An 11989-nucleotide genomic window follows, 5' to 3' on the forward strand; every position below is an offset into this window, starting at 1 on the left:
TTCCGCCCCAGCTTTCTGGTGCAGATCAATTGTCCGGGCCGCCGGTAGCGTCCGGAACCCACCCACCACGCCCCGCTCACGCCCGGCGACCCGAAGGACGCGTGCCACGTGACAGACTCCAGGCGGATCACGGTCCGGTTCGGCGGAGCGAGCAGCGGCTCCGGGCCGCTCACGCTCGGCCAGGACAACATGATCCGCTGCATCCGCAGCGACGACCCCGAGCAGATCAACAAGGAATCCGTCTGGCCCGTGCCCGACGGCACCACCCTCCCCGCGGCCCTCGCCGCCCTGCGCACCCTCGCCGAGCGCCACGAATCGCTGCGCACCGTCTTCCCGCCCGGACCGGACGGCTTCCCCGACCGCCAGGAGGTCCGCGGCGAGGGTGAGTTCACCGTCACCGCCATCGACGCAGGCTCCCGCGAGGGCGCCGAACTCGACCAATTCGCCGACGAGTTGGCGCGCGCCGACGTCGCCGTCCCGTTCGACCTCGGCACTGGTATCCGGCTGCGCTTCACCCTGCTCACCCGGGCCGACCTCGTCCTGCGACTGATCGTGGTCGTCTGCCACGCCGGGGCGGACGGCGCCGCGGCCACCCTGCTGATCCAGGACTGGACGGACCTCGCCGCTGGCAAGGAGCTCCCGCCCTCCACCGCCCGCACCCCGCTGCAGGTCGCCGCCCAGGAGGCGACCACTCAGGGCCGGCGCAAGGCCGCCGCCTCCCTGCAGCACTGGGAGCGGCTGCTCACCACCGGACCGCAGGCCGTCTTCGCCGACTCCCGGATCACCGGACCGGCCGAGGCCGTCGGCGTCGCCCTGCTGCGCTCCCGGTCGGCCGCCGACGACCTCGCCGCCGCCTGCCTGCGCACCGGCAGCAGCCCGTCCGTGGTCCTGCTCGCCGCCTTCTCCGCCCTGGTGGCGCAGCGCGCCGGCCGGTCCGACCTGGTGTTCGCCGCACTCTCCGCCAACCGCCAGCGCGCCGTGATGGCCGACCACATCGGCACCCTCGCCCAGGACGCCCTGATCGCCCTGGACACGGACGCCACCGACCTGGACGAGCTGATCGGCCGGGCCAAGGCCGCCTCCTTCACCGGCTACTGGCACAGCACCCTCGACGCCGGCAAGGTCTGGCAGCTGATCGAGGACGTCGCCCACCGGCGCGGCGCCCGCTTCGCCCGCCAGGTGGTGGTGAACGACCTCAGCCTGACCATCCCCGAGGCCGCCGCGGAGGCCCGCCCGGCCCCGCAGAGCGACCCCGAGCTGTTCTGGCTGCCCGACCAGCGGATCCCGGCCCGGATCATGTTCAACATCCTGCGGGTCGCCGGCCGGCTGGAGTTCGTGCTGGTCGCCTGCCCGCAGGTGCTCGACCGGGTGGAGGCCGAACAGTTCGCCCACGGGCTCCTGGCCGTGCTGAAGGCCGCCGCACTCGGCCCGGTGCCGCTCGCGGAGCTGCCCGCGCTGACCGGGCTGCGGCCCGTCGGCCGGGACGGCGACTGGCACCGGATCGACAACTGCTGGATCGACGTGGCCGCCGTCCGCGGACTGCTCGGCGACGCCCTCGGCCCGGCCGTCGCCGCACAGGTGACGGTGGACGACGGGCGCCTGGTCGCCCGACTCGCCACCGCGGACCCGGAGCTGACGCCGGCCGCCGCGCACCGCGCCGTGATCGCCGAACTCCCCGGCCGCGACACCGCGATGGCCCCGCACCACTACCTCGTCCACCGTGTCCCGGCCGGCACCCCGCAGCCCGCGGACGCGCTTCCCTGGGACGCGCTGGCGCCGGCCGCCGAGGGCGACGGCCGCTCGGCCGACTGATCGGACGACCGAATGACCGAACCGCCGCAGCGGAGCGGGCTCACCTGAAAGAGGGGTGCGGCCCGCTCCCCGGGCGGTTCACCCCGCCGAGTCCCAGGAACAGCCGGAGGTCGCGTCCGAGGTGAGGTCCCACGGGCAGGGCACCTCGTCCTCCGGGGAGCTCCGGTCGCCCGCACCGCTGCCATCCTCGGCCCTGTCGCCGCTGCCGCTGCAGCCGTTCACGCCGTGGTCACCGTCCGCGCCGCTGTCATCGCCCCCACCGTCCTGGAGCGGCAGCCGGTCGATCACCTCCACCAGGCCCGGGGGCAGCTGCGGCGCCAGCCCCCGGTGACAGCGGGAGAGGATGTCCCGGCGCACGTCGTCCGGCAGCAGCGGCGGCCCCAGCCGCAGCGGACGCAGACCCGGCGGACGCGCGGTGGCGGCCAGCTGGTCCGACCAGGCCCGCCAGTAGTCGGCGTCGTCCGTCTCGCCGAGCTTGAGGTGGTACAGGTGCAGGCAGTACGCGGCGGTCCGACTGCCGGACCCGGCCGCGAACCGCCACCAGAACTCGGCGCCGTCCGCGCGCCCCGTCGCGTACAGCAGCGCACCGAACACCTCGGCGCCCTCGGGCTGGATCCGGCGCGCGTTGACCAGCAGGTCCAGGCCCCGGGAGGCGTCCGGCGCACCCAGTACCAGGGCGACCACCAGGCCCAGCTCGAACGCCGCCTGCTCGTGCTCGGAGGGCAGATGCGCGGGGGCGGCCGTGAGTCGCGCCTGGCGCAGCGCCGCGATCCGCCGGGCGTGCGCGCGCTCCGGCCGGGGCACCCGCAGCGGCGCGGGCCCGTCACCCGGCGGCTGCTCCTCCCGGGCCGGTCCCGCCTCCGACTGCGCGGGAGCCGCCGCGGGAGCTGCCGCGGTCTCGGGCGGATTCCCCGGGATCACGGCGCGCCCCCGTGGTCCGGCAGGTCCTGGACCCCGAGCCGCCGGGCCAGCCGCTCCCGGGCGTGCCGGAGGTTGGAGTGGACCGTCGCCACCGGCCGGTCCAGATAGGCGCCGATCACCTTCACATGCAGCCCCAGCAGATAGCGGAGGATCACCACGTCCCGCTGCCGGTCCGGTAGTTCGAGGATCGCCGCATAGAGCCTGACCTCGTCCGCCTCGTTGCGCAGCAGGCCCTTGGCGACGTCCTTGAAGGCGCCGATCACCGCGGCGAAGGTGACGGCCTCCACCTCCACCGGCTCCTCCCCGGCCACCCGGTCGGCGACCTGGCGGTTCGCCAGCCGCCACGCGTAGGCGGCGGGCTCCTCGAAGCGCAGCACATGCGCCCACGAGCGGGCGAGGTCGTCCTTGACGGCCTCGACGACCGCTGCCACGTCCGCGCGGTTGCCTATCCGGGTCAGCGCGAGCGAGCGCCAGGCCGGCTCATGGGTCTCGCAGAACGCCGTGTACGCCAATCCCATGCGGACGGCCTCGGCCTGCTCGCCGCTGCCCTCCAGCGCCGGGCCTCCCCGGCGCCCGTAGGAGTGGGCGTCCCTGTCGATCGTCATCGAGCCTGCTTTCTGCGACCGCCGGCTGCGCGCCGGGCCGCGTGGGCGGGAGCTGTGTGCCCCCCATCCTCAGTCCCCCCGCCCTGTCACTCCAGGCATCCTTACGAATACAGATTGTCATCTCGTCGGATGCAGCCATCGGCCTGGCCTCAGAACTGGCCGGAGAAGAACGGTGATTGGCTCACCGGTACCGTGGGCAGCAATCGAGGGGCGGTCGGGGCGGACGGGGCGCGGGGGACGAAGCATGAACGACTACGACGGGGTGGACCTCCGCCTGAACGTGCCGCACTCGGCGCGGATGTACGACTACTTCCTCGGCGGCTTCACCAACTTCGCCTCCGACCGCGAAGCCGCCGGCCAGGCACTCGCCGTCGTCCCCTGGGTGCGCGCCGCCGCCCGCGCCAACCGGGCCTTCATGCAACGCTCCACCCGGGCCCTCGCGCTCGCCGGCATCGACCAGTTCCTCGACATCGGCACCGGCATCCCCACCTCGCCCAACCTCCACGAGATCGCCCAGCGGATCAACCCGCGCGCCCGGGTCGTCTACGCCGACAACGACCCGATCGTGCTCGCCCACGCCCAGGCCCTGCTCACCGGCACCCCCGAGGGCCGCACCGCCTACGTCGAGGCCGACGCCACCGATCCGGCCGCCCTGCTCGCCTCGCCCCGGCTGCGCGACACCCTCGACCTCGAACGCCCCGTCGGCCTCTCGCTGAACGCCCTGCTGCACTTCGTCCCCGACGCCCGCGGCGCCTACGAGCTGGTCGACCACCTCAAGTCCGCACTCGTCCCCGGCAGCGCCCTGGTGATGTCCCACGCCACCGCCGACTTCGCGCCGGGCGAGATAGCCCGACTGGTCGGCATCTACGAAGCGGCCGGCACCGCCCTGCGGGTCCGCAGCCGGCACGAGTTCACCCGGTTCTTCACGGGTTGGGACATCATCGCCCCCGGCCTCGTCCCCACCCCCCGCTGGCGCCCGGACCACCCCGACGACACCGCCGTCACCGACATCGAGTCCTCCGTCTACGCGGCCGCCGCCCTCAAACCCTGACCCCCGCCCCGGCCGCCCGGGACAGGCAGGAGAACCGACACCGGACGACGCCGCCGCGCCCACGCCGCTGCGCCCACGCACCGCCGTATCGCCGCATCGCCACGCCGCTGCGCCCACGCGCCGCCGGGCGGAGACTGGTGGTGGATCCTGCCCCTGAGGCTGGGAGAGCCATGCTGCTCGGACTCACCACCGCGCTGGTCGCGACCGCCTGCTTCGGCTTCGGATCGGTCTTCCAGGCACGCGGCGCCCGGTCCGCACCCCGAGCGGACCGGGTGCAGGTCGGCCTGCTGGCCGCACTCCTGCGGTCCTGGCAGTTCCTGCTCGGCACCGCCCTGGACATCGGCGGGTTCGCACTGAGCATCGTCGCGCTGCGCAGCCTGCCGCTCTTCCTGGTCCAGGCGGTCACCAACGCCAGCCTCGCGGTGACCGCCCTCGCCGCGGTGTGGCTGCTCGGCGCCCGGCTGCGCCGCGGCGACCTGCTCGGGATCGCCGCCGTGGTCATCGGCCTCACCCTGCTCGCGCTGGGCTCCGGCCGCGAGGGCCGCGAACACGCCGGTCCGGTGTTCCACTGGGCGCTGCTCGCGACCACCGTCCTGATGCTGCTGCTCACCTTCCTGCTCGCCCGCCGGGCCGGCAACGCCGCGGCCGCAGGCCTCGGCCTGCTCGCCGGAGTCGGCTTCGGCGTGACCAGCCTGGCCGTCCGGGTCCTCGACATCGCCGGGCCCGCCGACGTGTTCACCGACCCCGCCGCGTACGCCCTCGCCCTCGGCGGCCTCGGCGGCTACCTGGCGTACGCCCTGGCGCTGCAACGCGGCACGGTCACGGCCGCCACGGCCGCCGGGACGGTCACCGAGACCTTCGGCCCGGCGCTGGTCGGCGTGGCCGCACTGGGCGACGCGGCCCGGCCCGGGTACGCCTGGTCGGCGCTCACCGGCTTCGCCGTCGCCGTCGGCGGGACATTCGTGCTCGCCCGCTTCGGCGAGGTGGAGGCCGAGGTGGCGCCGGACGCCCGGCAACCGCTGGCGGCGGCCACCGAGGCGCCCGCCCGGCCCCGGTAGCCCGGCCACCACAGCCATGGGATGGTGACATTCCGGAGGAAACCATCCGAACAGCACGGTTGCGACCAGGCGTTCCGGACCGGGACTCCAAGCAGAGCGTCCCGGACCGCCCGTTCCCGACCCGGCGGACGGCAAGGCGCCCGGAGAGCGGTAGGAGACCATGGCGGACGAAGCCCCTCGACGTTCCCGGCGGCCGGATCACCCGCAACCGCCGGTCGCCCTCGTCACCGGAGCCTCCTCCGGCATCGGCGCGACCACCGCCGACCGGCTCGCGGCAGCCGGCTGGCGGCTCCTGCTCTCCGGCACCGACCGCGGCCGCCTGGACGCCGTCGCCGCCCGCACCGGCGGCCACCCCCTGCCCGAGGACCTCGCCAAACCGGACGGCGCGCAACGCCTCGCCGAGGCCGCCCTCGCCACCGCGGGCCGGGTCGACGCACTGATCGCCAGCGCCGGCCTCGGCTGGCGCGGGCCCTTCGCCGAGACGCCCTCCGACGCCCTGGAGCGGATGCTGGAGGTCAACCTGGCCGCCCCGCTGCGCCTGGTCCGGCTCCTCCTGCCCGGCATGCTGGAGCGCCGGCGCGGACGGATCGTGCTGCTCGGCTCGGTGGCCGGCCAGGTCGGCGTGTGCGACGAGGCCGCCTACGCCGCCACCAAGGCCGGGCTGGCGATGTTCGCCGAGAGCCTCTGGTACGAGCTGCGCGGCACCGGCGTCGGTGTGCGGATCGTCCTGCCGGGCCCCGTCGACACCCCGTTCTTCGCCCGCCGGGGCACCCCCTACCAGCGCGAACGTCCGCGCCCGGTCACAGCCGAGCGGGTCGCGGACGCCGTCCTCGCGACCATCACCACCTCCTGCGACCGGCCCTACGTCCCGCGCTGGCTCGGCTTCCCCGCCCGCATCCACGGCGCCGCACCGGGGGTGTTCCGGCGGATGGCATCCAGGTTCGGCTGATGGACCGGCTGCCGGCGGCCCGCCACCCCTGCCGTTCCCGGACCCGTTCCCGGACCCGATCTCCGGTCCGTTCTCCGGCCCGCGTTCCCGCACTCCGCGGCGCAGCGCGGGCCACCGGGTGGGCCGCCACGGCCGGGGCGGCAGTCCAACTGCTCCACCTCGCACCGGCCGCCGTCCGCCTGGACCTCGTCCGCCGCACGGTCGCCCGGCGCACCGCCGGCTACGGCTCGGCCCCGCACCACGTCGCCCTGACCTTCGACGACGGGCCCGACCCGCGCAGCACCCCGGCCGTGCTGGACACCCTGGACGCGCTCGGCGTACGGGCCACCTTCTTCCTGCTCGGCGAGATGCTGGAGCGTTCCCCCGACCTCGGCCACGAGCTGGTGGTGCGCGGCCACGAGGTCGCCGTCCACGGGTGGCGGCACCGCGAGCAGTGGTACCCGGCCCCCGCCCGCGATCTGCGCGAACTGCGCCGCACCGCCGAGGCGATCACCGACCTGTGCGGCGCCCGCCCGCTCTGGTACCGGCCGCCCTACGGCGTCCTGACCGCGGGCCTCGTGCGCGCCGCCCACCGCCTGGGCCTGCGCACCGTCCTGTGGACCGCCTGGGGCCGGGACTGGACCGCCGACGCCTCCCCGGCTTCCGTCCTCGCCACCGCCCGCCCCGGCCTCACCGCCGGCGGCACGCTGCTCCTGCACGACTCCGACTGCACCTCGGCCCCCGACTCCTGGCGCTCCACCCTCGGCGCCCTCCCGCTCATCGCCGCCCACTGCCACGACCGCGGCCTCACCCTCGGCCCCCTGCGCGAGCATGGCGTGCCAAAGTGGCACGCCATGCCTCTTCGGCGTGACGTGTCTGGCACGTCATGCCACGGCGACATCATGCGCCAGGCACGCCGTGCCGGAACGGCATGACACGCCACCCCGGCACGACGTGCCACACACCCGGAAGCACTCCTGCGGTCAGGCGCCGACGTAGTCCGCGAGGTGCTCGCCGGTCAGGGTCGACCGGGCGGCGACGAGGTCGGCCGGCGTGCCCTCGAAGACGACCCGGCCGCCGTCGTGGCCGGCCCCCGGGCCGAGGTCGATGATCCAGTCGGCATGCGCCATGACCGCCTGGTGGTGCTCGACGACGACCACCGACTTCCCGGAGTCGACCAACCGGTCGAGCAGACCGAGCAACTGCTCGACATCGGCGAGGTGCAGGCCGGTGGTCGGCTCGTCGAGGACGTAGACGCCGCCCTTCTCCGCCATGTGGGTGGCCAGCTTCAGCCGCTGACGCTCACCGCCGGACAGCGTGGTCAACGGCTGACCAAGGCTCAGATAGCCGAGCCCGACGTCCGCCAGCCGCCCGAGGACAGCGTGCGCGGCCGGCGTGCGCGCCTCACCGGCGCCGAAGAACTCCTCGGCCTCGGTCACCGACATCGCGAGCACCTCACTGATGTCACGGCCACCGAGGCGGTAGTCCAGCACCGACGCCTCGAACCGCTTCCCCTCGCACTCCTCACAGGTGGTGGCGACACCGGCCATCATCCCCAGGTCCGTGTAGACGACCCCGGCGCCGTTGCAGGTGGGGCAGGCCCCCTCGGAGTTGGCGCTGAACAGCGCAGGCTTCACCCCGTTCGCCTTCGCGAACGCCTTGCGGATCGGATCCAGCAGACCGCTGTACGTCGCCGGATTGCTCCGCCGCGAGCCGCGGATCGCGCCCTGGTCGACCGACACCACACCCGTCCCGGCCGCCGCCGAGCCGTTGACCAGCGACCCGTGCACGAGCGAGCTCTTCCCGGAGCCGGCCACGCCGGTGACGACCACCAGCACCCCGAGCGGGATGTCGACATCGACCTTGCGCAGGTTGTGCGCCGACGCGCCGCGGATCTCCAGCGCGCCGGTGGGCGTGCGCACCTCCGCCTTGACCCCGGCCCGGTCGTCGAGATGGCGACCGGTGATGGTGCCGCTGGCCCGCAGCCCCTCCACGGTCCCCTCGAAGCAGATGGTGCCGCCCCCGGTACCGGCGGCCGGGCCGAGGTCGACGACATGGTCGGCGATCGCGATCGTCAACGGCTTGTGCTCCACGACCAGCACCGTGTTGCCTTTGTCCCGCAACCGCAGCAGCAGGTCGTTCATCCGCCGGATGTCGTGGGGGTGCAGACCGATCGTCGGCTCGTCGAAGACGTAGGTGATGTCGGTGAGCGAGGAACCGAGGTGACGGATCATCTTGACGCGCTGGGCCTCGCCACCCGACAGCGTCCCGGACGGCCGGTCCAGCGACAGGTAGCCCAACCCGATCTCCACGAACGAGTCGAGGCTCTGCTCCAGCGCGGCGAGCAGCGGCGCCACCGACGGCTCGTCCAGGCCGCGCACCCACTCGGCCAGGTCGGTGATCTGCATCGCGCAGGCGTCGGCGATGCTGACCCGCTTGATCTTCGAGGCCCGGGCCCCCTCGCTGAGCCTGGTCCCCTCGCACTCGGGGCAGGTGGTGAAGGTGACCGCCCGCTCCACGAACGCGCGGATGTGCGGCTGCAGCGCCTCCTTGTCCTTGGACAGGAAGGACTTCTGGATCTTGGGGATCAGCCCTTCGTAGGTGAGGTTCACACCCTCGACCTTCACCTTGGTCGGCTCCCGGTAGAGGAAGTCGTGCATCTCCTTCTTGGTGAACCTGCGGATCGGCTTGTCCGGATCGAGGAACCCCGACTCGGCGTAGACCCGCACCGTCCAGAAACTGTCGGACTTCCACCCGGGGATCGTGAACGCGCCCTCGGCGAGCGACTTGGAATCGTCGTAGAGCTGGGTGAGGTCGATGTCGGAGACCGTGCCCCGGCCCTCGCAGCGCGTACACATGCCGCCGGTGCGGTTGAAGGTCGCCTTGACCGCCTTCTTGGCGCCGCGCTCGACGGTGATCGCACCGCTCGCCCGGACCGACGGGACGTTGAACGCGTACGCGCTGGGCGGACCGATGTGCGGCTTGCCGAGCCGGCTGAACAGGATGCGCAGCATCGCGTTGGCGTCGGTGGCGGTGCCGACCGTGGAGCGCGGATCGCCGCCGAGCCGCTGCTGGTCGACGGTGATCACGGTGGTCAACCCGTCGAGGACGTCGACCTCGGGCCGCGCCAGCGTCGGCATGAAACCCTGCACGAAGGCGCTGTAGGTCTCGTTGATCAGCCGCTGAGACTCCGCGGCGATCGTGTCGAACACCAGCGAGCTCTTGCCCGAGCCGGAGACGCCCGTGAACACCGTCAGCCGGCGCTTCGGGATCTCGACGCTGACGTCCTTGAGGTTGTTCACCCGCGCGCCGTGCACACGGATCATCTCGTGGCTGTCGGCGGCGTGCGGCGCAGGCGACTGCGAGCCCGTCCTCGTGGCCTTGCTCATCGTCTCTCCCTCTGTCGGGCGGGGCCGCCCTCGCGGCAGCCTCCGCCGGTGTCGCCCGGCCGGATCGTCCGACCGGTCCCCCTCCGCCGATACGGCCCCGTCCGACCGACCGACCGACCGACCGGCCGCCCGCCGACCGCACCCGACGCCACGGCAGCGCCGCGGGCGGCGACCCGCCGGCCGCGCCCACCGAACGGCTCAGCGCACCTCGTTGATACGGATCAGGTTGCCCGCGGGGTCACGGAAGGCACAGTCACGCACCCCGTACGGCTGGTCGGTCGGCTCCTGGACGACCTCGGCGCCCTTGGCCACCAACTGCTCGAAGGTGCCGTCGAGGTCGGCGGTGGCCAGGACGAGCCGGGCGTAGGTGCCCTTGGCCATCATCTCGGTGAGCGTACGGCGCTCGTCGTCGGTGATACCGGGGTCCGCGGCCGGCGGCTCCAGGACGATGCACGTGCCCGGCTGGTCGACGGGCCCGACCGTGATCCAGTGCAGCCCGCCGTACCCGACGTCCTTGCGGACCTCGAAGCCGAGGATGTCGCGGTAGAAGGCCAGCGAGGCGTCCGCGTCGTGGTGCGGGAGGAAGGTGGTGTGAATGGTGATATCCATGCCGATCACGCTAGCCGCGGCCCGAAGGGGGCGCTTCTCGATTCCTGATCGGTCTGGTCACCTGCTTCACCACGCACGACGGCATCCCCTCCGTCACACCCGCCGCCTGCTGCCGGTACACGCTGGGCGGCATGCCGACGAGCTCGGTGAAACGCGTGCTGAAGGTGCCCAACGACGAGCAACCGACCGCGAAACAGACCTCGGTGACGCTCAGGTCGCCACGGCGCAGCAACGCCATCGCCCGCTCGATGCGCCGCGTCATCAGGTACCCGTAGGGCGACTCGCCGTAGGCGGCCCGGAACTCGCGGCTGAGGTGCCCCGCCGACATGTGCGCGCCGCGGGCCAGCGCCTCGACGTCCAACGGCTGCTCGTACTCCCGGTCGATCCGGTCACGGACACGGCGCAGCCGCGCGAGATCGTTCAGCCGCTGCGGTTCACTGGCTCTGCTGGTCACGTGCGGATCGTGCCACACGGCAAGGACAGCCGCGAACGTGGCCGAACCGGCGCCGCTACCCCGGGCCTCCGCCCGCCGCCCCCAGACCGACCCGCTCCAGCGCGGCCGCGAACCCCGTCCGCCATCCCTGCGGGGACGCTCCCGCCGACAGACCGGGCGGCGGGCGGTGCAGCGCGGCGAGGGCGTTGCGGACCACCTCCGCCGGGCGCGCGGAGGTGACGTCGGCGTGGCCCAGTTCCAGTTCGTGCTGCAGGTTGTCCCGGCCATGGCCCTGGACGACGTCCAGCAGCAGCAGGCGCCGACCCAGGGCGCGCGCCTCGCTGCAGGTGTCACCGGAACTCGTCACCACCAGGTCGGCCGCCGCCATCAGCGCCGGAATCCGCTCGGTGTATCCGAAGGGATGCAGCCGGGGCCGGCTCCCCGCCGCGTGCCGCAGCCGGCGCTCCAACTCCCGGTTGCGCCCGGCGACGGCCAGGACGTGCGGCCCGGCATCCGCCAGCGCGGCCGCCGTCCGCGCGAGCGGGCCGAGCCCCCAGGAACCGGACATCAGCAGCACACACCGCGCACCCCCCGGCACCCCCAGCTCCGCCCGGGCCTGCGCCCGCCCCGGCGGCCGGTAGAACGGAGCCCGCAGCGGCGCGGGCAGCACGGCGATCGGCGCGTCCGGCCGGTAGCGCCGCACCGCACACGCCGCGACCTGGGAGGTGACCAGGAACAGATCGGTGCCGTCCTGCACCCAGAGCCGGTGCGGGGTCACGTCCGTACAGAGCACGAGGTGCCGGAAGTCCCGGGCCCGCAGCCCGTTCACCGCCGAGGTGGCGGTGGCGAACACCGACACCACCAACTGCGGACGCTGCGTCGCCACCAGCTCCCGCAGGGCCGGGCCGAGCCGCCGCCGCGCGGCCGCGTCCGCGAGCAGCGCGAGCCGCGCACCGGGCCGCAGCGCCGAGAAGTGGAAGGCGTCGTAGACCCCGGGCAGTTCCAGCAGGTGCCGGAAGACGGCCTCCCCGGCCGCGCCCGCCCGCTGACCGAGCAGGGCCATCGCGTCCACCGTCGAGGTCGTCCAGCCCCGGTCCTCCAGCGAGTCCGCGCAGGCCCGGGCCATCACGTCGTGCCCCTGACCGAGCGAACCGGACACCAGCAGTGCGTGCGGCACGACGCG

The 11989-nt window shown here is 73.9% G+C and carries 11 protein-coding genes; 5 read left to right on the top strand and 6 right to left on the bottom strand.

Translation table 11 applies throughout. The features are described 5' to 3' along the window. Nucleotides 1-108: 108 nt before the first annotated feature. The gene (locus ACFVVX_RS13495) at nt 109-1812 is read left to right on the top strand and encodes a condensation domain-containing protein (RefSeq protein ID WP_387944808.1); all 1704 of its coding nucleotides are present in this window, start codon (nt 109-111) and stop codon (nt 1810-1812) included. A gap of 78 nt (nt 1813-1890) precedes the next feature. Here the strand turns inward: ACFVVX_RS13495 and ACFVVX_RS13500 are convergent, their stop codons facing one another. Both ACFVVX_RS13500 and ACFVVX_RS13505 read right to left on the bottom strand, forming a co-directional pair. After that, nucleotides 1891-2733 carry a glycoprotein gene (locus ACFVVX_RS13500; RefSeq protein ID WP_387944810.1) on the bottom strand — a complete coding sequence of 281 codons (843 nt, stop codon included), beginning with the start codon at nt 2731-2733 and terminating at the stop codon, nt 1891-1893. Then, on the bottom strand, nt 2730-3338 hold the full coding sequence (locus tag ACFVVX_RS13505; protein WP_387944812.1) for an RNA polymerase sigma factor: 609 nt from the start codon (nt 3336-3338) through the stop codon (nt 2730-2732). The genes ACFVVX_RS13500 and ACFVVX_RS13505 overlap by 4 nt, the downstream gene beginning before the upstream one ends. A gap of 244 nt (nt 3339-3582) precedes the next feature. Here ACFVVX_RS13505 and ACFVVX_RS13510 point away from each other — a divergent pair, with 244 nt between their 5' ends. The 4 genes from ACFVVX_RS13510 to ACFVVX_RS13525 all read left to right on the top strand — a co-directional run bounded on the left by ACFVVX_RS13510 (nt 3583) and on the right by ACFVVX_RS13525 (nt 7310). Continuing rightward, the gene (locus ACFVVX_RS13510; RefSeq protein ID WP_387944814.1) at nt 3583-4389 is read left to right on the top strand and encodes an SAM-dependent methyltransferase; all 807 of its coding nucleotides are present in this window, start codon (nt 3583-3585) and stop codon (nt 4387-4389) included. A 170-nt stretch (nt 4390-4559) separates the two neighbouring features. Then, a complete protein-coding gene (locus tag ACFVVX_RS13515; RefSeq protein WP_387944816.1) occupies nt 4560-5447 on the top strand; it encodes a hypothetical protein in 888 nt (295 codons plus the stop codon). Between the two features lie 160 nt (nt 5448-5607). Beyond that, nucleotides 5608-6396 (top strand): SDR family NAD(P)-dependent oxidoreductase, encoded by a 789-nt coding sequence (locus ACFVVX_RS13520; protein ID WP_387944818.1) that lies wholly within the window; start codon nt 5608-5610, stop codon nt 6394-6396. Beyond that, nucleotides 6396-7310, top strand: a complete 915-nt coding sequence (locus ACFVVX_RS13525) for a polysaccharide deacetylase family protein (RefSeq protein WP_387944820.1) — start codon at nt 6396-6398, stop codon at nt 7308-7310. Before ACFVVX_RS13520 ends, ACFVVX_RS13525 begins: the two co-directional genes overlap by 1 nt. Nucleotides 7311-7358: 48 nt before the next feature. On the opposite strand, the gene ACFVVX_RS13530 is transcribed toward ACFVVX_RS13525, so the two are convergent. From ACFVVX_RS13530 to ACFVVX_RS13545, 4 genes are all read right to left on the bottom strand, one after another. After that, nucleotides 7359-9764 carry an ATP-binding cassette domain-containing protein gene (locus ACFVVX_RS13530; protein WP_387944822.1) on the bottom strand — a complete coding sequence of 802 codons (2406 nt, stop codon included), beginning with the start codon at nt 9762-9764 and terminating at the stop codon, nt 7359-7361. 198 nt (nt 9765-9962) lie between these two features. Continuing rightward, nucleotides 9963-10373, bottom strand: coding sequence for a VOC family protein (locus ACFVVX_RS13535; protein WP_387944824.1), 411 nt, complete (start codon nt 10371-10373; stop codon nt 9963-9965). Nucleotides 10374-10383: 10 nt separating this feature from the next. Further along, nucleotides 10384-10827 (bottom strand): helix-turn-helix transcriptional regulator, encoded by a 444-nt coding sequence (locus ACFVVX_RS13540; RefSeq protein ID WP_387944826.1) that lies wholly within the window; start codon nt 10825-10827, stop codon nt 10384-10386. 55 nt (nt 10828-10882) lie between these two features. Continuing rightward, nucleotides 10883-11983, bottom strand: coding sequence for a hypothetical protein (locus ACFVVX_RS13545; RefSeq protein WP_387944828.1), 1101 nt, complete (start codon nt 11981-11983; stop codon nt 10883-10885). Nucleotides 11984-11989: the final 6 nt, after the last annotated feature.

This window comes from Kitasatospora sp. NPDC058170, assembly GCF_042883905.1.
In the GTDB taxonomy this organism is placed as follows: Bacteria; Actinomycetota; Actinomycetes; order Streptomycetales; family Streptomycetaceae; genus Kitasatospora.